Source organism: uncultured Kordia sp. (genome assembly GCF_947489565.1).
Taxonomy (GTDB): domain Bacteria; phylum Bacteroidota; class Bacteroidia; order Flavobacteriales; family Flavobacteriaceae; genus Kordia.
Map to the genome: position 1 here is coordinate 59,909 of NZ_CANLEA010000018.1, position 23,751 is coordinate 83,659.

The 23,751-nt window shown below is 33.2% G+C and carries 21 protein-coding genes; 9 read left to right on the plus strand and 12 right to left on the minus strand.

The genetic code is table 11. The features are described from left to right. Window positions 1-85 precede the first annotated feature (85 nt). Entirely contained in the window at window positions 86-256 is a 171-nt protein-coding gene (locus tag Q0845_RS21205) for a hypothetical protein (RefSeq protein WP_298517519.1), read from the minus strand. A 373-nt stretch (window positions 257-629) separates the two neighbouring features. Between Q0845_RS21205 and lysA the strand changes: the two genes are divergently transcribed. From lysA to Q0845_RS21230, 5 genes are all read left to right on the plus strand, one after another. After that, entirely contained in the window at window positions 630-1,874 is a 1,245-nt protein-coding gene (gene lysA, locus Q0845_RS21210) for a diaminopimelate decarboxylase (protein WP_298517523.1), read from the plus strand. 132 nt (window positions 1,875-2,006) lie between these two features. Beyond that, a complete protein-coding gene (locus Q0845_RS21215; protein ID WP_298517525.1) occupies window positions 2,007-3,116 on the plus strand; it encodes a serine hydrolase in 1,110 nt (369 codons plus the stop codon). A gap of 11 nt (window positions 3,117-3,127) precedes the next feature. Next, window positions 3,128-3,955 (plus strand): M23 family metallopeptidase, encoded by an 828-nt coding sequence (locus Q0845_RS21220; protein WP_298517528.1) that lies wholly within the window; start codon window positions 3,128-3,130, stop codon window positions 3,953-3,955. Window positions 3,956-3,985: 30 nt separating this feature from the next. Then, window positions 3,986-4,819: a M23 family metallopeptidase gene (locus Q0845_RS21225; RefSeq protein WP_298517531.1), complete on the plus strand. Its 834-nt coding sequence runs from the start codon at window positions 3,986-3,988 to the stop codon at window positions 4,817-4,819. 118 nt (window positions 4,820-4,937) lie between these two features. Next, complete coding sequence (locus Q0845_RS21230; protein WP_298517534.1) at window positions 4,938-5,663, plus strand: DUF6090 family protein; 726 nt, start codon at window positions 4,938-4,940, stop codon at window positions 5,661-5,663. Window positions 5,664-5,779: 116 nt separating this feature from the next. Here the strand turns inward: Q0845_RS21230 and Q0845_RS21235 are convergent, their stop codons facing one another. Further along, window positions 5,780-6,691, minus strand: a complete 912-nt coding sequence (locus Q0845_RS21235) for a viperin family antiviral radical SAM protein (RefSeq protein WP_367180687.1) — start codon at window positions 6,689-6,691, stop codon at window positions 5,780-5,782. Window positions 6,692-6,696: 5 nt separating this feature from the next. Continuing rightward, the gene (locus Q0845_RS21240) at window positions 6,697-7,263 is read right to left on the minus strand and encodes a cytidylate kinase family protein (RefSeq protein ID WP_298517537.1); all 567 of its coding nucleotides are present in this window, start codon (window positions 7,261-7,263) and stop codon (window positions 6,697-6,699) included. A gap of 298 nt (window positions 7,264-7,561) precedes the next feature. Here Q0845_RS21240 and Q0845_RS21245 point away from each other — a divergent pair, with 298 nt between their 5' ends. Together Q0845_RS21245 and Q0845_RS21250 are read left to right on the plus strand one after the other, a co-directional pair. Next, the gene (locus Q0845_RS21245) at window positions 7,562-8,560 is read left to right on the plus strand and encodes a hypothetical protein (RefSeq protein WP_298517540.1); all 999 of its coding nucleotides are present in this window, start codon (window positions 7,562-7,564) and stop codon (window positions 8,558-8,560) included. Beyond that, a complete protein-coding gene (locus Q0845_RS21250) occupies window positions 8,560-9,327 on the plus strand; it encodes a response regulator (protein WP_298517543.1) in 768 nt (255 codons plus the stop codon). The genes Q0845_RS21245 and Q0845_RS21250 overlap by 1 nt, the downstream gene beginning before the upstream one ends. Here the strand turns inward: Q0845_RS21250 and Q0845_RS21255 are convergent. After that, entirely contained in the window at window positions 9,324-9,710 is a 387-nt protein-coding gene (locus Q0845_RS21255; RefSeq protein ID WP_298517546.1) for a VOC family protein, read from the minus strand. The genes Q0845_RS21250 and Q0845_RS21255 overlap by 4 nt on opposite strands. 113 nt (window positions 9,711-9,823) lie before the next feature. Here Q0845_RS21255 and Q0845_RS21260 point away from each other — a divergent pair, with 113 nt between their 5' ends. Beyond that, complete coding sequence (locus tag Q0845_RS21260) at window positions 9,824-11,122, plus strand: DUF2314 domain-containing protein (protein WP_298517549.1); 1,299 nt, start codon at window positions 9,824-9,826, stop codon at window positions 11,120-11,122. 202 nt (window positions 11,123-11,324) lie between these two features. On the opposite strand, the gene Q0845_RS21265 is transcribed toward Q0845_RS21260, so the two are convergent. The 4 genes from Q0845_RS21265 to Q0845_RS21280 all read right to left on the minus strand — a co-directional run bounded on the left by Q0845_RS21265 (window position 11,325) and on the right by Q0845_RS21280 (window position 17,077). Next, window positions 11,325-12,281 (minus strand): nitronate monooxygenase, encoded by a 957-nt coding sequence (locus tag Q0845_RS21265; RefSeq protein ID WP_298517552.1) that lies wholly within the window; start codon window positions 12,279-12,281, stop codon window positions 11,325-11,327. A gap of 15 nt (window positions 12,282-12,296) precedes the next feature. Next, window positions 12,297-13,916: a S8 family serine peptidase gene (locus Q0845_RS21270; protein WP_298517555.1), complete on the minus strand. Its 1,620-nt coding sequence runs from the start codon at window positions 13,914-13,916 to the stop codon at window positions 12,297-12,299. 88 nt (window positions 13,917-14,004) lie between these two features. Next, window positions 14,005-15,192: a tRNA 2-thiouridine(34) synthase MnmA gene (mnmA, locus tag Q0845_RS21275; protein ID WP_298517558.1), complete on the minus strand. Its 1,188-nt coding sequence runs from the start codon at window positions 15,190-15,192 to the stop codon at window positions 14,005-14,007. A gap of 742 nt (window positions 15,193-15,934) precedes the next feature. Then, window positions 15,935-17,077 carry a carboxypeptidase-like regulatory domain-containing protein gene (locus Q0845_RS21280; protein ID WP_298517561.1) on the minus strand — a complete coding sequence of 381 codons (1,143 nt, stop codon included), beginning with the start codon at window positions 17,075-17,077 and terminating at the stop codon, window positions 15,935-15,937. A 315-nt stretch (window positions 17,078-17,392) separates the two neighbouring features. Between Q0845_RS21280 and Q0845_RS21285 the strand changes: the two genes are divergently transcribed. Next, on the plus strand, window positions 17,393-18,493 hold the full coding sequence (locus Q0845_RS21285; RefSeq protein WP_298517564.1) for a glycoside hydrolase family 3 N-terminal domain-containing protein: 1,101 nt from the start codon (window positions 17,393-17,395) through the stop codon (window positions 18,491-18,493). 111 nt (window positions 18,494-18,604) lie between these two features. On the opposite strand, the gene Q0845_RS21290 is transcribed toward Q0845_RS21285, so the two are convergent. From Q0845_RS21290 to Q0845_RS21305, 4 genes are all read right to left on the minus strand, one after another. Then, window positions 18,605-19,024 carry a hypothetical protein gene (locus Q0845_RS21290; protein WP_298517567.1) on the minus strand — a complete coding sequence of 140 codons (420 nt, stop codon included), beginning with the start codon at window positions 19,022-19,024 and terminating at the stop codon, window positions 18,605-18,607. A 210-nt stretch (window positions 19,025-19,234) separates the two neighbouring features. Then, on the minus strand, window positions 19,235-21,175 hold the full coding sequence (yidC, locus tag Q0845_RS21295) for a membrane protein insertase YidC (protein ID WP_298517570.1): 1,941 nt from the start codon (window positions 21,173-21,175) through the stop codon (window positions 19,235-19,237). A 106-nt stretch (window positions 21,176-21,281) separates the two neighbouring features. Further along, a complete protein-coding gene (locus Q0845_RS21300; RefSeq protein ID WP_298517573.1) occupies window positions 21,282-22,916 on the minus strand; it encodes a CTP synthase in 1,635 nt (544 codons plus the stop codon). A 249-nt stretch (window positions 22,917-23,165) separates the two neighbouring features. Continuing rightward, window positions 23,166-23,621, minus strand: coding sequence for a hypothetical protein (locus Q0845_RS21305; protein WP_298517576.1), 456 nt, complete (start codon window positions 23,619-23,621; stop codon window positions 23,166-23,168). Window positions 23,622-23,751 lie beyond the last annotated feature (130 nt).

The following is a 23,751-nucleotide window of genomic DNA, read 5'->3' on the forward strand; positions in this document are numbered from 1 at the left end:
ATTATCTAAAAGTAGGGCGTATTTTCATAAATAGAAACTTTTCAAATTCGTTTTTTATGAATACAGAGCGCCTTTGTAACTTGAATTATTTTTGGTAACAACGGTTTTTTGAATTTCTAGGTCCACAAGGATCTGAAGCACATTGCGCTCCTTCAGTTGGTTCTTCCGTAGGATGTCCTCCGTTTACTTTTGCAGATTCAAACTGAGAAATTGTTGTAAGATTAAGTGCTAACTTTTTTAAATGTAATTTTTTCATAATGTATGATTTTAATTTAATTACCTAAAAGTACTACGCTTATCATGAAAGAAAAACTTTTAAAACTCGTATTTTATAAATATAGAGCAATATTTTCTTTCACGAAAAGAACTCTTTTACAGTTTGTTAGCTCTTTTTGCATAAAGCAAGCACTACACGCTTTATAAAAGCTGTAACATACTTTTCATTTTTTTCATAATTTTAAATTTAATAGCAAATAGTTTACAGCTTAGCAATAGCGCGTTTTGTTACCTTAATTTACAAATAACTCAATTGTTATATTTGTAACTTTTTGTGTCATATTTATAATTTTAATTAATTTTCTTTATTGTAACTTCAATTTATTATAGTTTTGAACTCGTAAAAAATTACCATGAAAGAATCAGATTTACTACACATAGCAGAGCGGTTTGGGAGTCCGACATATGTATACGATGCTGAAAAGATTACATCTCAGTACGAACGATTAACGACAGCGTTTCAAACAGTACCAAAATTAAAGTTGCATTATGCTGTAAAAGCATTATCTAACTTGAGCATTTTAAAACTAATGAAATCGCTTGGCGCTGGATTGGACACCGTTTCCATTCAAGAAGTGCAATTAGGTTTGGCAGCAGGTTTTAATGCCGAAGATATTATGTATACGCCCAACGGCGTTTCGCTTCAAGAAATTGAACATGCAGCACAATTAGGTGTTAAGATTAATATTGACAATCTTTCTATTTTAGAACAGTTTGGAAGCAAACATCCTACCATTCCTGTTTGTATTCGTATCAATCCACATGTCATGGCTGGTGGAAATCACAATATTTCTGTAGGTCATATTGACTCAAAGTTTGGAATTTCCATTCATCAAATTCCGCATGTTTTGCGTATTGTTGAACTTACTGGAATGCATATTAACGGAATTCACATGCATACTGGAAGTGATATTTTAGATATTGACGTGTTTTTGTATGCTTCCGAAATTTTATTTAAAACCGCTACCAACTTTAAAAATCTTGAATTTATTGACTTTGGAAGTGGATTTAAAGTTCCGTACAAGAAAGATGATATTCAAACAAACATCGAAGAGCTTGGACAAAAATTGAGCGTACGTTTCAATGAATTCTGCCAAAACTACGGAAAAGAATTATCACTCAATTTTGAACCAGGGAAGTTTCTTGTGAGCGAAGCAGGTTCTTTTTTAGCCGAAGTAAATGTTGTAAAACAGACTACTTCCACCGTTTTTGCTGGAATTGATAGCGGATTTAATCACTTGATTCGTCCGATGTTGTACAATTCTTATCATCATATCGAGAATATTTCCAATCCAAAGGGTCGCGAACGCTATTATTCTGTCGTTGGTTACATCTGCGAAACGGATACATTTGGAAATAATAGAAGAATTTCTGAAATCCGCGAAGGCGATATTTTGAAGTTTAATAATGCAGGCGCTTATTGCTTCTCTATGGCAAGTAATTACAACTCTCGTTACCGACCAGCCGAAGTATTGTGGTTTGACAATGAAGCACACCTCATTCGAAAGCGTGAAAATTTTGAAGATATATTAAAAAATCAGGTGGAAATTGATCTTTCGCCTAAGAAAAAGAAAAAAAGCGTTCCTAAAGAAGTTTAGTTAGATTTAGGAGAATATAAGTGTTGATAAAGTGTCTGTGTGGTGCAGGCACTTTTTTTTGTAACATTTTTTAAAATTTCAACTCTTTTAGATAAAATAGTATCTTGTAGAAACATTTATCTATCTCTTTTGATGAAAAAAATATGCTTATTATTGTTTTTAATCTGCTTGAGTTGTGCCAAACAAAAGACATACAACGATCCTATTGAATTTGCGCTAGCTGCTGATACTGATAAGATTCAGAATGTGATGCAAAATCTGGAAGCTCACGAAGTTCAAATTATGGTAACAGATTCAGAGGAAAACACCTTTAGTTTTCAGCTGAATGCTTTCGATTATTTTTATCCGGCAAGTAGCGTTAAATTTCCAATTGCGCTTTTAGCCTTAGAAAGAATAAATAGAATTTCATCAATAGATAGTGAAACTCTTTTTCAAATTGAAGGTGATTCTATAAAAACAACTATTCGAAAGGAAGTTCAGAAGATTTTTGCCGTCAGTGATAATGACGCGTATAATAGACTTTTTGAATTTTTAAGGAAAGATACTATTGATGTTCAATTGCAGCGAAAAGCATACTATTTGGCACGAATTTCACACAGATTGAGCACATCAAATCCAGCTTCCACAACTTCCAAAGCCGTTACTTTTACCAAAAATGATAGTGTTGTGTTTCATCAAGAAAGAACTCAAAATAGAAATATAGCGCCTTTAGATTTAAAAAAAGTGCACAAAGGAAAAGGGTTTTACCAAAATGATTCTTTGATTTCAACTCCCATGGATTTTTCAAAGAAAAATTATATCCCACTTCAAACGCTTCACGATCTCATGTTCCGATTTCATCATCCAGAAAATCAACGTTTAGAAACTTTGTTTAATCTTTCCAAAGAAGATCGTGATTTTGTGATGAAAGTAATGAGCAAAACACCGAAACAACAAGGATTTACAGATTCGGAATATTATGATAGTTATGTGAAGTTTTTCATGTTTGGCGACCGTAAAGAATCCATGCCAAAACATATTAAAATATATAACAAAGTAGGCTATGCGTACGGATATTTAACCGATTGCGCACATATTGTAGATACTAAAAATGATATTTCGTTTACCATTACGGCGACTATTCATGTAAATAAAAATCAAATATTTAATGATGACACGTATGAATATGATGAAATTGGCATTCCGTTTTTAGCAGAGTTGGGCAGGCAAGTTCATCAATTTTACCTCAACAAAAAACAATAAAATTATCACGAATGAAAAAGCTAGTCTTCTTTTTATTTTTCAGCATTTCTGTATGTCAAGCGCAGCATATAGCACTTCAAAAAGATTCTATACATTCCACAAAAGACACATTGGTTCTTAAAATCAAAAACAACATGCTTTCTCCAATGTATTTTCGAATGAATGCAAAAGATGAAAGTGCCAAAGCAATTGTATACACCGAAAAAACAGTACTAAAACCTTCGGAAGAGATTGAAAGCTTTATGAAAGTTCCACTGAGTATTGTTGATACGACTCAAACGAAATTTAATCTATATAAATATTTCGATTTAAAGATTGGCTATAGTGATCCAAGCACTGTAAAACACAATGATGCGTATTTATATTTGTTACCTTATAAGAAAAAAAGAAAGTTGATTCAGGGGAATTTTGGAAATTTCTCTCATGATCATATTCGTTCGTTTCACGCTTTTGACTTTGGTACAAAAATAGGAGATACTATTTATGCTGCACGTGAAGGAAAAGTGGTTTTAATCAAAGAAAACTCCAATAAACACGGACGTTCTCGAAAGTTTGCCAACGATGGAAATTTTATTATTATTCAACATGATGATGGCACTACTGCTTCCTATTATCATTTAAAATTTAATGGTGCTTTGGTAGACAAAGGAGCAATGGTAGTAAGAGGACAAAAAATTGGAATCTCAGGAATGACAGGATTTACAACCGTCCCGCATTTACATTTTGTGGTTCACAAAGCCACCGAAGAAGAAGGAAATATTTCTGTTCCAATTGAATTTGAAGGCTATGCAGGAAAGAAATTAAAGAAAGGGAAAAGATACAAACGCAAAAAAACATAACAATCGACCTTCAATCATCTATCATAACATATGAAAATTCTTTTTTTAGCACTTATTTGCAGCTTTATGATGTGTCATGCGCAAGAAGCTGAATTGGAAATAGACCGTGAATTATCTACTAAAGATTCCGTGTTTTTTTCTATTCGAAATAAGCTATCTGTTCCTATTTACTGTATAATTTTACCCAAAAAGAATGCACCCAAAGCAATTTCTTATAAACGAGGAACACTGATTGAAACTGAAAAAAAAGCAACGGGGATTTTTCGAGTTCCTAGAAATTTTCAACCACATCCAGAAAGTGATGCATTTTCTATTGGTAAGTATTTCAGTTTTAGAATTGGTCATGGTAATCCCGACAAAGTAAAACCCAATAAAGACTATCAATATTTATTGCCGTACAAGAATTTTAAAAAATTAATTCAGGGGAATTTTGGCAGATTTTCTCACAACGACCATCCTGCGCATTATTATGCTTTTGATTTTAACACTCATATAGGCGATACAATTTATGCTGCACGTGGCGGAAGAGTAATTAAGACCAAAGAAGATTCTAGAAAGTACGGAAACTCAAAAGCTTTTGTAAGTCATGCAAATTATGTCACTATTGTACATGATGATGATACAACTGCCTCTTATGTACATTTAAATTATAATGGTGTTTTAGTAAAAAATAACGATATTGTTACACGAGGACAGGCCATCGGAATTTCGGGAATGACTGGTTTTACAACTGTACCACATTTACATTTTGTGGTTCAAATGTCAACTAAAAAGTATGGAAACGTCTCTATTCCAATTCAATTTGAAGGATATATAGGCAAAAAATTAAGAAAAGGCTACTCCTATTCACGCGCAAAAAAATAACTATGGAAGGATTAAATATTGTAATCATTATCGCAGTGCTTCTTTTTGTACGATTGGGCATTCGGTTGTATAAAAATTATCCAAGATCTGAAGATTAATAACCAACTCATACTGTATTATGCTAAAAATTTTCCGTTCCGTTCGTAAGCGACTTTTAAAAGATAATAAGTTTAAGAGCTATATTTTATATGCTATTGGAGAAATTCTATTGGTAATGATTGGTATTTTACTTGCATTACAAGTCAACAATTGGAATGAAAGAAGAAAAACTAAAATTCAATTAAACAATACCTTAAGTACAATAGTCAATGATTTGGCATTAGATACTTTGGTTGCTCATCAAATTATAAAGTACTACGAAATCAATCAAAAAAATAGCTTGCGTGTTATTAATAAAGAAATTACTCTTGATAATTATAGAGAATGTCCAAGTTGCGCAAGTTTAATTACCATATATAAACCGTTTAATATTCAAACCAAAGGGTATGATCTTTTAAAAAAAATAACAAGTTCGCAAGCAAATAAAAAAGATAGCTTACTCACAGATCTTTCACAATTATATTCATTGTTCATTCCAACTTTAGAAAAAAGCAATGATCGTTTGGAAAATGATGTTTTAAAAAACTTAGAGAGTTTTAAAGAGCATGATTGGTTTGTTGATTGGACACAGCAAAAGTTTAATCAAGATATGATTGCTTACTTTAGCACTAGTGAAGATTATAGAAAAAAAGTGGCTGCTCATAATTTGCTTGCTTCTAAAAATCATTTGTTAATTGTAACCTCTTATAAAGCGAATGCTAAAGTAATGTTGGAGAAAATTAAGGAACGATTGGAGAGTGATTAATTTTTCATAATTATTCCTGACCTTAAGTAGAATTAATTTACTGAAATGGCAGTTTCTTTCTTCTGCGGGTTTGTTTAACGAATCATTCCAAAAGAAACCGCGCTATTACTCAGCTTTTAATTCCATGCGTAAACTCCTCCTCTGTCTAAAAACTTTTCAAGATCATAATTTACAGTCTTTAATGCTTCACTAACACCTACTTCTAATATAGGTTTACTGTAATTATGAATTCCTTCAGCATTGTCAAAAAATCTTCCTGCAGGATCTATCATTACATAACTTCCTTTTATGGCATCATTAGATTCAGGAACTCGAACTTTTATGTTTTCATGACGTTTTAGAAACTCTTGGTATTGTTCATCTGTGATTATACAAGCATCTATTTTTTCATCATTCTGCCCAACAATTGGTAATACTTGAAAAATTTTCCAACGCTCAGGCTCTATTTCATTTATGAAGTCAACCATAGATTCCTTATAATTAAATGCATTCACTACGGTATTAACCTTCAAACGATATCCATGTGCCTTTATAGCTTGAATTCTATCTTTATAATAAGCTTCGGATAACGGTTTTTTATTAGCGGTCCTTCCAGTTTTAATATTTGTTTCTTCTGCTAAACTATCAATACTGATTGCGATCCAATCTAAATAGTTTTCGTTTTCTTTTAAGAATGCATCTGTTAATTTACTTCCGTTCGTTACGATTGTTGTTGTCATTCCCAATGTTTTTGCTCTGCGAATTAATCGAGGTAGCCATTTACAAAGCAAAGGTTCTCCTCCAACAAAATTGATTTTTTCAAAACCGCTTTTAGCTATTGCTTCTACAACTTTTACCGCTTCTTCTTCTGGTAAATGTCCTTTTGGCAAAATAGTATTTTTCACATCTAAGAATGTAGCAAAACAAAATTTACAACGCATATTACATGGTTGCCACAAATGAAAGTTTACACTTGGTATTTTTTGTGTCGTTTTATGATGAACTATCTGAACTCTATTTTTTTTATTTATATGTGTCATTGTATTCATGGTTATTATTTTTGATTAAATTTTTGAAATTTGGTTATTATGAAATCGGTTACCTCTTTCGAAGTCAGATTATCTGTATTTATTATTAAATGATAATTTGATTCGTCCATAAAGTCAACGTCATATTTCATTTTAAAACGTTGTTGCATTTCTTTATTCCTCTTCTTTATTGCTACTGCTGTTGTAATTTCATTACCGCGATTTGCGGCACTAATTCTGTCTTGGGCAACTGTATCTGATACTTTAAGTAATACATGAAAAGTGTTGTTAAGAAATTTAAATCCCAAGCGATAATCGATTACAATATTTTCTAAAGCATTACATTTTTCTTTGAATTTGTTATCAATAATGGCATCCAGTTTAGGATGTTGTTTACATAATTGTTGAAATTCATTAATGTTCATTCCATATTCATTTTTTGCAAATTCTCTTGAAAAATTCCCTACCGAAATGAATTCAAAACCTAGCATTTCTTGAATATTTTTTCCAATAGTGGATTTGCCGCTTCCAGCAAATCCACTTAGAGAGATCTTAGTTATCATTTTCTTCTCTTGAACGATGATATTCTTCATGATCTGGATTTAACTGATTTCCTCTGTTCACATCATTTGGATGATGAATTTGTGGTTTCTCTTTGTCTAATTCTTGCATGTTTGATAATTTTTAAATTGTTAATAATCTAGCTTCAACAGGAAGCCTTTTTTAGTTCGAATAGCGCTTATTCTTACATCAAATATCAGATAAGTACATTTTTTATTTTCCTTTTTGGGACATACACGTTATATTTGGGATAGAAGTATCTCTTTTTGTGATTATAGAAAATGATGGATTGACACAGTAGATACTTTACACAACCAACTCATTTAATACATGTTAGAAGAACTAATTTCCTATTTTGATTCTCCAAAGCTTTTTATTGCTATTCTGCTTATTTTGGTACTCCTTTTATTTTTAAGAAATACCTATAACGTTTATAAAAAAGGGTTTTATAAACGAGAAAATAATGAATTAAAAGAGCAATTATTAAAGAATAAAGTCGCACTGAAAGAGCATCAGAAACAAGCTATTAACATTGAAAATCTTCAAAAAGAACTCACTTTAAAGCAACAAAGAATCGTTTCTTTAGAAAAGGAATTAAAGCATAAAGAGCATGATATTTCCACATTAGGGCAAGAAATAAGTCATCAAAAACAAGCTTTTGAAAAGTATATTGATTATAAAAATGTAGAAGCAAATAATACACGTTTGGGTGCACATTTTGTCAAAAATGTAATTAATCAAATATATATTGATCTGGAAATTGCGCAATCAAAGTATAAAAGCTTCTTAGGAGTTCATTATAAGATAGGAAAATCAAGTAGTGGCATTCCTCCAATTAAAGCCTTAAAAAATATATTTAAATTACTCGATTACAATGTTTCAGCCTTGCATCAAACAGAAATTGCAATTACAGAAGAAATTGAATATATAGAAATGTTTTTGGATTTGATTCGCTATTTAAAGCCAAATGCTAATATTAAATTGGAAAATTACTTAAATGATGAGCAAAAGAATTCCATCCAAATTAAACCCACATTGTTTTTTCCATTTATTGAAAATGCTTTAAAACATGGTAATTTGAATAATGAAGATTCTTTTGTAAGCATTACGCTAAATCAACACGAACAGAATGTATTAAAATATTGTCTGGTAAATAGTACCGAAAAACTATCGCTTGAAGAAATACAAGAACCTTCTGAGATTAATGGAAACTTTGGATTAAATGCACTTCAACAACTTATACATACGTATTATCCTGGAAGTTCATTAAAACATAGCACCATACCCAATAATCAATATATGTCTGAACTCACTTTAGCACTCCCATAATGAAAATACGTTATATACTAGTAGATGATGACTTAAAAACGATTCAATTTGTAAAAACAAAAATAGATCGCATTGCTGCTGACTACGAATTGGAACATATTGCCAGCTATACTAGCTCAAAGAAAGCTTATGAAGAAGTTAAGCCTGACTCGTTTGATGTTCTACTTGTAGATTTTCAAATGCCTGTATATAACGGAATACAACTTGCTGAAAAAATTGCAGCTTCTAAGAAAATTATTTTCCTAACCTCAACAACAGGAAAGCAAGCTGAAATTATCAATAATTTAGAAATTACAGGATATCTTAGCAAGCCTTTTGAATTGGAAGAGTTTGAAAAAATTCTACAAAAGAAAGTAATTGGAAAAATAAACACTTCTAGTTTTTTGCAAAACGACACTTATTTATCAATTCCGATAGGTACAAATAAAGATATTGGAATTTCCCCAGAACAAGTATTCTATATAAGTAAAGCCAGAAATAGAAATAGTGAACAACCTAAAAAAAATTGCGTGCATATTTATGGCAAAAACGATGTAATTATTCATAAAGATGTTCGCTTGACTATCGCTAAATTTTCTGAGTTATTAGCTCCGTATAAATTTGAAAAAATTAGTCAAAATACGATTATCAATATGTCTCATATTAAGGAGCGTGACAATAGAAATATTGAATTATATCATACACAAGAAACTTTTGAAGTTACAGAAAAGGAGAAGTCTAGTTTTATTCAAAAATTAGCTTCCTTTTTTAGCCCCAAAAACCATTAACGCTTACAATTCTCATAAAACGTTAGCCCGTTTTTATCTAAATCATAAAAAGCAAATTCTTTGGTATTCCAAGCAGTTTCTCTAAGCTTGGTATGTTCGTGAAATACATCTTTTGTTTTGTATTCGTCAAACAAAGCTTCGGTGTTTATTATGAAGAAGCGCAACATAGGTCTGTCAATTCCGTGTTCCCATTCTGATGCATCATGCCATTGCAAATGAATTTCTACATTTCCGCGAACGATTCCTGCATAAGTTGGATGTGTTCTATGATCGGCAAAAGTAGCTTCAAACCCTAATTTATTGATATAAAAATCCAATGATTGTAACACATCTTTGACTGCCAATACTGGATGTACACTTAAAAATTGTTCGCTTGCTCTCATAACTTGATTTTCATCGAATTAAAGATAATATATTTTTTAAATAAGGTTTCTTTTTGTTATGTAAAAAGGTATCTTTAACGGTATATTACGACATTATTTATACTTTAATTCTTATGAAACGTTTTTGCTTTTTACTTTTTTTACTGAGTTCCCTAACCATAATCGCCCAAAGTACGCAAGGTGCACTTTCTGAAATTGGTTTTTATACGATGGATACAGCACTTGATGAAGCCGCTATTGAAAAAGAATTAAAAACCGTTTTTCCCGATGCTGTTTTTGTGGAAGAATCTCCAGAGGTAATTAATAAAACTATGATTTACATAGAAGCCATCACAGAAGTTGAAGAAGATTATCCTGCGCATGACACGGAATATTTAGAGTATTTTGCAGAAGGATTCTCAAAGGAACAAAAAGATCAATTAGGCGATTCTCAAAACGCTTTTATTGTAGTACTTTATTATAAAAACAAGGACGTTTTTACACATACCAAAAAGCTATTTGATTGGGTATATAAGAAAATAAAAAATACTGATTTTATTGTGTATGATGGAGATGTACGTGAATATTATATCCCTGAAACTTGGAAAAGAGATCGTGTAGATGCTTGGGAAAATGGAATTCCAAATGTTTTACAACAACTTACTTTACATTCGTACAGAAAATATGAATATTGCCGTTCTATTACGTTTGGAATGCAACGTTTTGGTTTACCTGATTTAGTAATTGACGATTCTCCCTGTTCTAATTCTAACAATGCAGGACAGTTACTAGCTGTGATAGCACAACTACTCCTCGAAGGAAATGAAATTAAAATAAATAGTCTTAAGATTGATTTAGATGCTATTAAAAGTGCCGAATTTAAAAAAGCAATTGACGACATTGTGTATGAGAATGCCACCAAAAAGGCAACTGTTAATTTTAATACTTCTGTTCCGCAAGAAGAAGGTGATCCGCTCAATATTATATATCAGGTAAGTTTTAAGAATAAGGATTACGAAAACACGCAAGCCTATGAAAATGAGACCTATAAAAATCTTTTTGGTATCGAAGATGAAATTACGCATGTAGATCATAATGATGAAATCTTAGCAGCAAGCGAACGCGCTAAGGAAAAATTACCGGAACTAAGAGCGTTATTTAATGAAGGATTAGATCAGGCAACGTTGTTACTGAAAGCTCCTTTTGCAGCTGATGATGGTCGTAATGAATGGATGTGGATTGAAGTAACACGCTGGCGTAGTACAGAAATCCAAGGTATTCTTCAAAACGATCCATTCTATATCAAAGATTTAAAATCTGGAGCAAAAGTAACGGTACAACAAGGAGATATTTTTGATTATATTCTCTACAAAGCGGATGGCACTACCGAAGGCAATGAAACTGGAAAGTTGATTTTGAAATATGGTAATTAGAGAGTTAGACTTTTTAGACTTACTTAGGTCGTTAGATTTGTAGACTTCTTAGACTTGCTTAGATTTTTAGACTCTTAGATACGGTCACGAACGTAGTGTAATACTCTGTTTCTTAATTTCTCGAGATTATTACATCGAAATAGATTCCCGCTTTTGCAGGAATCATCGATGAATACTATCTAAAAATGTTTACACTGAGTTTTTATCTATAAGAATCTAAAGAAACTATACTTTCTTGGAATTCAGCAACCATTTCTTCCACAACTGTTCCCGCAGGTTTTATTTCGTCAATTAATGCAGAAACTTGTCCGATTTCCAATTCGCCTTCTACCAAATCGCCTTCAAACATTCCGCGTTTTGCACGTGCTCTACCTAATAAGGTTTTCAATTCTTCTACAGAAGGTCCAGTAGTATATAATTCTTCTAAATCTTCATAGAATTTATTTTTCAACAAACGAACAGGTGCCAATTCTTTCAACATTAACTTTGTGCTACCTTCTTTGGCTTCTACTACTTTTTTCTTGAATTCTATATGAGACGAAGCTTCATTTGTTGCTACAAATCGACTTCCTACTTGTACGCCATCAGCTCCTAAAATCATTGCTGCTAACATTGCTTTTCCGCTTCCAATTCCTCCCGCAGCAATCAACGGAATATCCAATTTTTCTTTTACACTTGGAATCAATGTCAAGGTTGTTGTTTCTTCTCGCCCATTATGTCCACCAGCTTCAAAACCTTCCGCTACAACAGCATGTACACCAGCATCTTGCGATTTTAAAGCAAATTTAGAACTGCTGACTACATGCGTTACCGTAATTCCATTTTCTTTTAAAAATGGCGTCCAAGTTTTAGGATTTCCTGCAGAAGTAAATACTATTTTCACACCTTCTTCTACAATAATATCCATAATTTCTTCAATGTTTGGATATAACATTGGAACGTTGACACCAAATGGTTTGTCCGTTGCTTTTTTACACTTTTGAATATGTTCACGCAATACATCAGGATACATAGAACCTGCGCCAAGCAAACCTAATCCGCCTGCATTACTCACTGCAGAAGCCAATCGCCAGCCACTCGCCCAAATCATTCCTCCTTGAATTATTGGATATTGTATCTTGTATAATTGTGTAATTCTATTGTGTTCGAACAAAGCCATTCGTTGTGTGTATTTTTATTGTTTTATTATTTTTTTGGTGATCGTATCTCCGTTTGCTTCAATACGTAACAGGTATATTCCCGCTGCTAATTGACTTATATCTATGTTGTGACTATTTGTTGTTGTGGTAATCGTTTGGAGTGTTTTTCCAACTAAGTTCATTACCTTAAGTTTTGCATTTCTAATAGCTTCAGGCAAATTGATTTGTAGGTTCGTTTTTGCTGGATTTGGAAACACTTGAATTCTTTCCCTAAGATCTAATTCTGGAAGTGACAATGTTTGAAATGCCATTTCAAAATCTGGAATCCCATATCCCAATTGATTGTTAGGATTTGCATAAATGGATGCTGATTCGCGAACAGCCTGCATTAACTCTAGATTGGTTCTGTTAGGAAATGCTTGTACCAAACAGGCCATAGATCCTGCAATGATTGGTGCTGAAAATGATGTTCCGCTAGAAAAAGTAATGGTATTGGTTGCATTTATTGCGGTTGATCCCGAACCTAATGCAACTACATCTGGTTTTACAGGAATATTTGGAGTTCTTCCACGTGAACTAAACGAAGCGTAATTCCCTGCAAGATTTACAGCACCCACTGTAAATACATCTCCATCAGCTGGTGCTGAAATAATTCCCCAACTTGTATTTCCTGAATTCCCTGCGGAGTTTACCATTAACAATCCTTTTTCCACAGCAATATTACCTCCTTTGGTAATAAATGCAGTATCTCCATCCATATCATCCGTTGTATAATTGTATCTACTGTCATCAAAAGTAGTATATCCTAACGACGTATTTACTACATCAACACCCAAACTATCAGCACGTTCTATAGCTTCTACCCAGTACGATTCTTCTACTGGAGTTTCACTAGCAACATCTTCTGTTCTGAATACATAATAACTTGCATCAGGCGCCGTACCTACAAATTGTCCATCAATATATCCCGCCATATCTGACAAAACTCTGGTACCATGGTCGCTTCCTGTAAAGGCATACACATCTGAAGTACGATTTACAAAATCATATCCGTTTAACAAATCGCCATTATCTCTTAATCGTTGAAAAGCAGGCAATGTATTCACATTTGAGAAACCACTGTCCACTACTGCAACTGTAACGCCTTCTCCTGTAAAATCTAACTCATGGAGTTTATTTGTTTTTATCATTGTAATTTGATTGTTAGCGCTTCCATAGTCAAATAATACAGAGGTTTCAAAATTTTCAGTCATTTGTTTGGTACGTTGTACAGAAGCGGATCTACCAGCAGTATTTAAAGAGCGGTCTGCATAGACAATTTCACTCACAAAAGATAGATTCAATAAATTATCAATATCCGTTTGTGTTCCTAATACGTGAATACAATTGAACCATTTAGATTTTGCTCGAACCATAATTCCAGGCTGAGTTTTGACTTGTGAGATATATGTCTCGTTTACTGGAACATCGCGTTCATCAATAGCTATATTGTGGTTTGTTTTACGATCAATTGCTTTTTGTGTCAATATTGTCGTAGGATTTGCCAAGGCATCTGCAACATTAGGTTTGTCTGCAAAATACACCCAAGCGTGTTCTGTTTGAGCATTACTGTATTGTGCTATAAATATGATTATGAATATAATTATTTTTTTCATTTTAATATTTTACTTTAAGGGGTTTCTCTTAATTTTATTTTTCTTAAAAAAACACCTCTATTTTCAGTACAAACTCGCTTTAATTACCTCAAGAAATCACTCCAGAACCGATCAATTCTTCGTCAAGATACCATGCTACAAATTGACCTTCGGTCATAGCACTTTGCGGATTTTCAAAATCTACATATGCACCACCTTCAATCTTATAGACTAATGCTTTTTCTAGTGGTTGACGGTATCGTATACGCGCCATTACTTCCATAGATTCATCTGGCTGTAATGCCATATCTTCACGAACCCAATGCAATTCGTCATCCGTTACAAATAAGGTGCGTCGGTACAATCCTGGATGCGATTTTCCCTGACCTGTGTAAATGATGTTTTCTTTTACATCAGTTTCAATCACAAATAACGGTTCTACGGTTCCACCAACTGCCAAACCTTTTCGCTGGCCTTTGGTAAAATAATGCGCTCCTTGATGCTTTCCTACTACTTTACCGTCCGTTTTTTGATAGGTATATTTTTGTGCAAAGAATGCTAGTTCTTCTTCTTTATTGGTGAAATTTGGTAATACTTTATGATACCTTTCCTTGTCATTTGGCACTTCTACAATAACACCTTCTTTGGGTTGTAATTGTTGCTGTAAGAAGTCTGGTAATTTTACTTTACCAATAAAACATAATCCTTGCGAGTCTTTCTTTTCTGCTGTAATTAAATCTGCTTTTGCTGCAATTTCACGTACTTCGGGCTTTGTAAGTTCCCCAATAGGAAATAATGATTTTTCGAGTTGTGCCTGCGATAGTTGACACAGAAAATACGATTGATCTTTGTTCCCATCTTTTCCTGCCAATAGTTTGTGAATCGTTTTTCCGTTTTCTTCAATGGTTTCTTTACGGCAATAATGTCCTGTTGCCACATAATCGGCTCCTAAGTCTAGTGCGATTTTCATGAATACATCAAATTTTATTTCCCGATTGCATAATACATCTGGATTTGGTGTACGTCCTTTTTCATATTCATTAAACATATAATCAACAATACGCTCTTTATATTGCTCACTTAAGTCTACTGTTTGAAATGGAATCCCTAGTTTGTCTGCTACAATCATAGCATCATTGCTGTCTTCTAGCCAAGGACATTCGTTCGATATTGTAACAGAATCATCGTGCCAATTTTTCATAAATAACCCAATAACTTCATATCCTTGTTGCTGCAACAAATATGCTGTTACACTTGAATCTACGCCACCAGAGAGTCCTACTATTACTCGTTTCATGCTATTCCATTTACTTGTTTATGTCGATAAGTCGAAACTTACCCTTTTTGCTGACAAAGATACTTCTTTTTCAGTTTTTTTGAGTGGATTTGCGCAAAGCATTTTATATTACGAAACAGTACTAAAAATAGAATGTAGATTCACTTGTAGTCTTATAATAGACTGGAAGTTTTCTACTCGATATTTTTCTAAATTCTTTAACATAGTATTGTTTTTATACTTTAGTTTCTGTGATCATTGTAATGATATTTTGAACCTTTTGAATCATGATCACTTCCTCGAATAGTTACAAGATTTTTGATTTGATATTCCTTTAAATTTTCTAACATATTATTATTTTTTTAAGAATTAATTTGTTTAAAGGTATCTCATAAAAACCTAAAATCAGCAGTAAAAACAGGCAATACAAACCCAATTTGTTTAAAATAGGATGATAAATTAATATCATTTTCACGAATAAAAACATAATATAAAGCACATAAATTCAGACAGTTAAAAATAAATTCCGATTCTTTATTTTGTAAAGAGTAAGCTTTTACTTTTAAAAATCATCTAGATAACGGACTATATGAATAATAGTGATTATTAAGAAAGTTTGATTCATAAAAAAGCTACCTTCATCAGATAGCTTTTTGTCATATTGAACGTTGCCTTAGTTTATATTTTTTAAGTTCAGCAGCGTTAAACAAAAAAGCCTGAGTGGAAAGAACACTCAGGCTTTTTTTATATATTACATTTCTAGCTACAGTCCAGAAAGTTCAAATACTAAGTATTCTAAAATTCTGTCTACTGTATTGAATCCGTCGTCGTTGTTTTCCGTATGAAATGAAGAGTAAAATACGCCGCCTTCTCCTACTTGAAATGTAAACGCCAAGTCTTTATTTTCTGTAACTGGTGTACCACTATTATCTCTGAATTGTGCAGGTCCGTTAAACCAACTAATTACTGTTGCATCGTTTGCACTATCAACTACTTGCCAACCTCCTATAAATTCATCAAGTAATATGGTATCGTCATTGTTTACTGTAATATTAAAATTGTCTTGTAACCAATCGATCAAGTCTTGATCAAAAATGGTTGCTTCTGTGGACATTGAAATTCCACTTTTTTCATTGTCTAAAAAGTCAATATATTGTTGTCCGTCTCCCGTGATTCCTTCTAAATATTTGAATGCCCAATCGGTTGCATATAAGATTCCACCATTGTTTACAAAATCAAATATATTTGCATTGTGTTCCGTATACACTTCTCTCAATCCGCAATTCAAAAAGAGAATATCGTATTCTGCTAACATATCTGGAGAAGCAATTAAATCCGAAAAGTGGAAATCAACATTTGGTTCTAAAAATGTATTCTCTTTGGTAGGAATAGCATTTGCTCCATGTCCATGACCATGTTTAGATGCATTGCCCGAAGGTCTTCCTGCATATCTTCCATTAATAATATCAAATAACGGCTCTTGTGTCATTGGGTTTACCAAACCAATATCGTATAACACAGATTCTATATTGTCATAAGATCCTGTCACTACTCCTATTCTTGGAAATATTTCAATAGGAATGTTTGGAATATCAATATCATCATCTTCTGCTACTTCTACGGTTCTTTCCGAACTGAATAAACCTTTCTTTAAAGATATCGTATACGTTCCTGCTGTTAAGTCTGTCAATCGAAAGCTTCCGTCGGTTCCTGTCAATGTTTCAGAAACTACAGTTTCATCTTTCATAGCTACAATCAAACCGTTTACAATTGGGTCTGTATTGTTAGGAGCTAAGAATTTTCCTGAAATACTACTTTCAGCTATTGGAGCGGCCTCGTTGTCCTTTTCACACGAAAGTAAAAAAGAAAAAACAAGTGCAATGAGTGTTAATTTTTGAATCTTCATATTGCGATTTTGATCGGGTTGTTATTAAGGTAGATGCACAAATTGCTTTTTGGTTGCGTCTAATTTTAAATTTTAATGAATTCACAGTTAAGACGTTAAGCAAATTGAACACATATTTAAAACAATTATAAATTTAAAATTCCCCTATGCTTCTTAAAAAACAAACAATAATAAGCGTTACTTTGCTGTTAAGAGTTTAGAATACATTGTGGCTACGGCTTTTTATTTCATCATTTTTAATGTATATTTCGATGAAAGAGGCACAACTTTTGCCATATGAACTATCAAGTAATAGTCACCGTTAAAAGAATACAGATGAAATTGAAGTTAGGAATTAGTATTATGATGTTTTTGTGTATTGGGAATACTGTTTTTTCGCAAAGTAAAAAAGCAGATAGCCTCGATATTAAGATTGGACAAATGATTATGCTTGGTATTGGCGGCGATACTGAAATTAGAGCTGATAATAAGATTTTAGCCGATATTAAAGCTCAAAAACTTGGTGGTGTTTTATTGTATGAGAAGAATATTGCCAAACTGAATTCCGTTGAAAATTTAACGAAACTCGTTGCTACACTTAAGAAAGATGCAAAATTGCCATTGTTGGTAAGTATTGATGAAGAAGGTGGACGCGTGAACCGATTGAAACAGAAATATGGTTTTCCAAAAACGGTTTCTGCAAAGTATTTAGGCGAAGTCGATGCAATTGATTCTACAAAATATTATAGTGATATTATTGCGCACAATTTGTTAGAATTAGGTATTAATGTGAATTATGCGCCTGTGTTAGATGTTGATAATCCTGACAATCCGCCAATTGGAAAGAATCATCGTGCATTTTCTGAAAATCCGAAAGATATTGTAAAACATGCACGTCAAGTGATAAAGAGTCATCGTTATTTTAATGTGAAAACTGTAGTAAAGCATTTTCCTGGACATGGAAATTCGCGTCAAGATTCACATTTTAATGTCACGGATGTTAGTAAGTATTGGAAGCAACAAGAGGTTTTTCCGTATGTAAAATTGTTGTATGAAGGCAATGTAGATGCTATTATGACAGCACATATTGTGAATGATAAGTTGGATGATTCTAAACTTCCTGCGACACTTTCTAAAAAGATTATGACCGATTATTTACGTGGCGATCTTGGTTTTGATGGTGTTATTTTTTCAGATGATATGCAGATGAAAGCGATTGCCGATCAGTTTGGATTTGAAAAATCGATTGAAATGGCAATTCACGCTGGTGTAGATGTGTTGATGTTTTCAAACCATATTCCGATGAAAGGTCGCGGTATGATTCTTCCAAAAGATATTATTGATATTGTAAAGAAGATGATTGCCAACGGAGAGATTTCTGAAAAGCGTATTGACGAATCGTATCAACGTATTTTGAAGTTTAAGAAAGGGCTTTGATTGGATTTTAGACCGCACTTGCGCGCTGTTAGATGTTAGACCGCGCTTTGGCGCTGTTAGATGTTAGATCGCTCGCTGTTAGACTTTTTTTTGATCTTTTTTTGACGAATCTTATTTTATTTTTCCAATGAATTTTGCGGCGGCACCAAATTCTTGCTCTGTTTTTAGATAGAATTTCTTTCCGTTTTCGCTGATGATTAATTCTGCAAATCCATTATTTTGACAATGCTTAAATGCATTTTGTAATTCCAGAAATTGTCCATCAATCGCATCATTATGCGAAATTATATAACAAATATCTGTATCCTTTAAATTTAGTTCTGACTTTAAAGTTGCATAGGTTTCTGCATCTGATGTGTCTTGTAATTGAGTCACATTCTTTTCAACTATCATTTCATTCCAATTATGATTGAATTTATCAATAAAATCTGATCGCTTCTTTTTATGACTTAACGTCCAAATACTTCTTTCTCTTTTTTCTTTACGAATGAAGTTTGTAATAAATTCCTTTTCAGTTTCAATTGCGTTCATATGTTACGTTTACTAGTAAATATATGTTTAGATGATTTTATCAAGATAAAAAATAATTTCATCTTGATGTTTTGATCAACTTATCTTGATAAAATATTTTTTTGTCTTGATGTTTTTATGAATCCGTCAAGATGGATGTATAAAGGATTCTTGTAGAAACAAAAAAAGCTCCTCAATATGAGGAGCTTTTCTATATATAAAAAGTATGTTTTATTTACGCTTTTTGTTTGCGTTTGCCTTTTTCTGTGCTTCTGCCTGCTCCATCATTTCTTGCATTTTCTTCTGGAAACGGTTCTGCTTTTTAGGCTTCTTTTTGTTTTCTTGTATTCTTGCGTGAATTTTATCTTCATCAATGATATACTTCTTAATGACTAACATGATTCCGATGGTAATTAAGTTAGATACAAAATAGTATAAACTCAATCCACTCGCATAGTTGTTAAAGAAGAATAACATCATCAATGGAGAGAAATACATCATATATTTCATCATTTTACTCATGTCTGGCATTCCATCTTGCTTTGGTTGCTGCATAGAGTTCATTTGCTGTCCTGTTGTCATTCTCATATAGAAGAAGATTGCAACAGACGCCAAGATTGGAAATAAACTGATGTGATCTCCGTATAACGGAATACTAAATCCTTCTGGGAATTTATAAATCGTATCATAAGACGATAAATCATCTGCCCATAAGAAGCTTTTTTGACGTAATTGAAACGCTGATGGGAAGAACATGAATAATGCATAGAATACTGGAAGTTGTAGTAATGCCGGAATACAACCTGCCATTGGACTTACGCCTGCTTTTCCGTATAACTTCATTGTTTCTTGTTGCTTCTTCATTGCATCGTCCTTGTACTTTTCATTGATTTCATTTACCTCAGGACGAATGACTTTCATCTTCGCTTGCGATAAGTATGACTTGTAAGTAACTGGCGATAGTAATAAACGAACTAAAATTGTCATGACAATAATAGCAATACCTGCTGGTAAGAACGCGCTTAATAATCCAAATAACGGAATTAAGAAGTAACGGTTAATCCAACCAAAAATTCCCCAACCTAATGGTACAATTTCATCAAGGTTTCTGTCATACGCCGAAAGTGTGTCGTAATCTGTTGGACCATGATACATGTCCATTGTATAGTTTAGCTCTCCTCCTTTTAATTCTAAAGGAATGGTTGCGCTGAAGTTTTTTAAGAATTTTACATCTTTTTCAGCCATCTCGCTATCTACAATGTTTTCTGAAGTCAGTGCTGCTCTTCTAAAAGGTGCATCTGTTAATAAAATAGACGTAAAGAAATGTTGCTTGTATCCAATCCAAGAAACTCCTTTAGGATTTTCCTCATCGGTCATTTGTCCTAAGTAACTATCTTTTCCATCTTCATACTCGTAATGAACATCAGTATAACGGTTTTCATACGTTACACTTTTTGCATGTCTGAAACTTTTCAGTTTCCATTCCATGTTTACAGGTTGACTCGCATTGATGAATCCGTTTAGTCCTTGCGAACGCACCGTGAAATCCATCATATAATCGTCTTTCAACTCGTATCTGTATTCTAAGAATTTGTCTGCCGCCACTTTCAATTTCATCGAAAGTACTTTGACACCACCATTTTCTGTATATGTTGGTTCAAAAGGCAATTCTTTTGTATTTAGCACACGGTTATCTGCCGTTGTTAAGTTTAATCCAAACGAAGCGTTTCCATCTTTTACTAAGTATACAGGAAGTGAATCATAGGTTTTTAACTCTTCAAATTGTCCTTTTACTTTTTGTCCTTTTACAAGTGCTTCAACAATTTGTCCACCTTTGTTACTTACTTTTAATGAAATCAATTCATTTTCAATCGTAGTAACATCATCCATAGAAACTTTTCCGGCGTTGAAACCAAAAGCTCCTGTAGCATTTTTATATTTTGCTCTTTGTAAAGAGTCTCCTAAATCTAAGGTAGTAGTCTCCGAAATTTTATTGGTGACAGCAGTTGCTGTACTATCTGTTACAACTTGCGTTGTTTTTGCTTTTTCGGCTTCAGCTTTGGCAGCTTCTTCTTCCGGAGTTGGCTTTACACTATTTAACCAAAAAACTCCAATTAAAGCTATTAACGCAAATCCTATAAGCTGTTTGTAATCAAACTTGTTTTCTTCCATTTAATCTTTAATTTATACACATCTCTTTGAGCGAGATTTATCTACTATTTAAAATAGACTCCTTTTTTGAGGTTTTGTTACTCAAAAAAGCAGCCAATTTTCACTTTTATGCCATAGTGACATTTTGTTTATTTTCTGCATGTACTAATGCGGCCTTTACAAACGCAACAAATAATGGATGCGGATTGGCTACTGTACTTTTATATTCAGGATGATATTGCACACCTACAAACCAAGGATGTGATGGCAGTTCAACGATTTCTACCAATCCTGTTTTCGGATTGAAACCTGTGGCAATTAATCCTGCATTTTCTAATTTTTCTTTGTATTCGTTGTTGAATTCGTAGCGATGACGATGACGTTCTAAGATCATTGATTTCCCGTAGATGTCATGTACTTTGCTTTCTTCTTTCAACTCACATTCCCAAGCACCTAAACGCATGGTTCCACCTTTGTCCGTCACTTCTTTTTGTTCTTCCATCAAGTTGATGACAGGACTTGCTGTATTTGGATTCATTTCTGTAGAATTGGCACTGTCTAACCCTAAGACATTTCTTGAAAATTCAATGACAGCCATTTGCATTCCTAAACAGATTCCTAAGAAAGGGACATTGTTTTCACGTGCATATTGTACTGCGCGAATTTTCCCTTCTATACCACGATCTCCAAAACCTGGCGCGACTAAGATTCCGTCTAAGTTTTTAAACTTTCCAGCAATGGTTTTTTCTGCGATATGTTCTGAGTGAATAGACTCTACTTTGACTTTGATTTCATTTTCTGCTCCAGCATGAATGAACGCTTCCAAAATAGATTTGTATGAATCTTGCAATTCTACGTATTTCCCTACCAATCCAATTGTGACTTCGCTTTTAGGATTTTTAAGTTTTGTTAAGAATTTGTTCCAAGTTGTTAACGCTGGTCTTCCTTCGTCTGTTAATGCCAATTTCTTTAATACAACCGTATCCAATCCTTCTTCCAACATTAAGTTTGGTACATCATAAATCGTTTTGGCATCAATAGATTGAATAACAGCTTCACGCTTTACATTACAGAATAATGCAAGTTTGTGACGTAATTCTTCTGAGAGTTCATGCTCTGTTCTACACACCAAAACATCTGCTTTGATTCCGCTTTCCATCAAGGTTTTTACCGAGTGTTGCGTTGGCTTTGTTTTTAATTCGCCTGCGGCAGATAGATATGGCACTAATGTTAAATGAATTACCATTGCGTTGTCTTCTCCCAATTCCCACAATAGTTGACGAACTGATTCTATATATGGTAAAGATTCTATATCTCCGACAGTTCCACCAATTTCTGTAATGACAATATCATAGTTTCCTGATTTCCCAAGAATTTGAATACGTTCTTTAATTTCATTGGTAATATGTGGTACTACTTGAACCGTTTTTCCTAAGAATTCACCTCTACGTTCTTTTTCAATCACGCTTTGGTATATACGGCCTGTAGTTACATTATTTGCTTGTGAGGTAGCAACATTTAAAAAACGTTCGTAGTGTCCTAAATCCAAATCTGTTTCCGCGCCATCATCTGTCACATAACATTCGCCATGTTCATAAGGATTAAGTGTTCCTGGATCAACATTGATGTATGGATCTAGTTTTTGAATCGTCGTTCTGTAACCTCTAGCTTGTAGTAATTTGGCGAGTGAAGCCGCAATTATTCCTTTTCCCAAAGAAGAGGTAACACCGCCCGTAACAAATATGTATTTGGTGTTTGCCATTATTGTAATTATGTGTTGTGTTGTTGTTGTATTCGGCGGCAAAAGTACAAAGAAGAATTTATAATTAATAAAGGTTGAATAACTATTTTTAAAGTGTATTCAACCTTTGTATTTTTTTCTGATAAAACTGATTATCAGCGCGCTATGTTTCTTTAAATAGAAGTTTATTTTTTACAATCGGTTTTTTTAGTCTTTTATCTACTTTATGAGTCAGCATTCTGTTACCGTAGCTATCGTTTTTGAGAAAAATTATTTTGATAGAATCTTTTTTGCCTTTTTCACGTAAGAACCATTTGGATAGTGTGCTAGATACTTTTCAATAGCTGCTGTATCATTTTTGTCATTTTCATACATTTCTTCACATACTTCCCAAAGATTATCATCAATCATATTCGCATCTGCGCCATTGTCTTTTGCTTGAATATAATATTTGATTGCGTTTGCATAATCCTGCTGAAAATAATACGCAACTCCAACTTGACTTAAGTAGAGTCCGCTGTTTTCCGGATAATCTACTGCCATTTTTTGATACAGTGCTCTAGATTGATCAAATTTTCCACTTGTCATTGCTGAAGAAGCTTCTCGAATGTATGCCTGTTCTTCATTTTTACTTTCCGGATTTGCCGCAATATAATCTTGGTTGATTTTGTTTGCATCTTCTAATGATATTTTCTTTTTCTTGAAAAGAAAATCAAATAATCCCATAGTTTTTTTGTTTTGATTGTGATTCCCAAGATACAAATAAAAATGTGTCACTACAGCGTTGTTTCTATAGTTTTCTGATATGTAAAAAGGATGCATTCCCAAAAAAAGTGCAGTTCAAACGAGTTGAAAT

Excerpts from the sequence above, each read along its gene's own strand:
- Q0845_RS21205 (WP_298517519.1), bottom strand. The coding sequence starts at position 256 with ATGAAAAAATTACATTTAAAAAAGTTAGCACTTAATCTTACAACAATT.
- lysA (WP_298517523.1), top strand. The coding sequence starts at position 630 with ATGAAAGAATCAGATTTACTACACATAGCAGAGCGGTTTGGGAGTCCG.
- Q0845_RS21215 (WP_298517525.1), top strand. The coding sequence starts at position 2,007 with ATGAAAAAAATATGCTTATTATTGTTTTTAATCTGCTTGAGTTGTGCC.
- Q0845_RS21220 (WP_298517528.1), top strand. The coding sequence starts at position 3,128 with ATGAAAAAGCTAGTCTTCTTTTTATTTTTCAGCATTTCTGTATGTCAA.
- Q0845_RS21225 (WP_298517531.1), top strand. The coding sequence starts at position 3,986 with ATGAAAATTCTTTTTTTAGCACTTATTTGCAGCTTTATGATGTGTCAT.
- Q0845_RS21230 (WP_298517534.1), top strand. The coding sequence starts at position 4,938 with ATGCTAAAAATTTTCCGTTCCGTTCGTAAGCGACTTTTAAAAGATAAT.
- Q0845_RS21235 (WP_367180687.1), bottom strand. The coding sequence starts at position 6,691 with ATGAATACAATGACACATATAAATAAAAAAAATAGAGTTCAGATAGTT.
- Q0845_RS21240 (WP_298517537.1), bottom strand. The coding sequence starts at position 7,263 with ATGAAGAATATCATCGTTCAAGAGAAGAAAATGATAACTAAGATCTCT.
- Q0845_RS21245 (WP_298517540.1), top strand. The coding sequence starts at position 7,562 with ATGTTAGAAGAACTAATTTCCTATTTTGATTCTCCAAAGCTTTTTATT.
- Q0845_RS21250 (WP_298517543.1), top strand. The coding sequence starts at position 8,560 with ATGAAAATACGTTATATACTAGTAGATGATGACTTAAAAACGATTCAA.
- Q0845_RS21255 (WP_298517546.1), bottom strand. The coding sequence starts at position 9,710 with ATGAGAGCAAGCGAACAATTTTTAAGTGTACATCCAGTATTGGCAGTC.
- Q0845_RS21260 (WP_298517549.1), top strand. The coding sequence starts at position 9,824 with ATGAAACGTTTTTGCTTTTTACTTTTTTTACTGAGTTCCCTAACCATA.
- Q0845_RS21265 (WP_298517552.1), bottom strand. The coding sequence starts at position 12,281 with ATGGCTTTGTTCGAACACAATAGAATTACACAATTATACAAGATACAA.
- Q0845_RS21270 (WP_298517555.1), bottom strand. The coding sequence starts at position 13,916 with ATGAAAAAAATAATTATATTCATAATCATATTTATAGCACAATACAGT.
- mnmA (WP_298517558.1), bottom strand. The coding sequence starts at position 15,192 with ATGAAACGAGTAATAGTAGGACTCTCTGGTGGCGTAGATTCAAGTGTA.
- Q0845_RS21280 (WP_298517561.1), bottom strand. The coding sequence starts at position 17,077 with ATGAAGATTCAAAAATTAACACTCATTGCACTTGTTTTTTCTTTTTTA.
- Q0845_RS21285 (WP_298517564.1), top strand. The coding sequence starts at position 17,393 with ATGAAATTGAAGTTAGGAATTAGTATTATGATGTTTTTGTGTATTGGG.
- Q0845_RS21290 (WP_298517567.1), bottom strand. The coding sequence starts at position 19,024 with ATGAACGCAATTGAAACTGAAAAGGAATTTATTACAAACTTCATTCGT.
- yidC (WP_298517570.1), bottom strand. The coding sequence starts at position 21,175 with ATGGAAGAAAACAAGTTTGATTACAAACAGCTTATAGGATTTGCGTTA.
- Q0845_RS21300 (WP_298517573.1), bottom strand. The coding sequence starts at position 22,916 with ATGGCAAACACCAAATACATATTTGTTACGGGCGGTGTTACCTCTTCT.
- Q0845_RS21305 (WP_298517576.1), bottom strand. The coding sequence starts at position 23,621 with ATGGGATTATTTGATTTTCTTTTCAAGAAAAAGAAAATATCATTAGAA.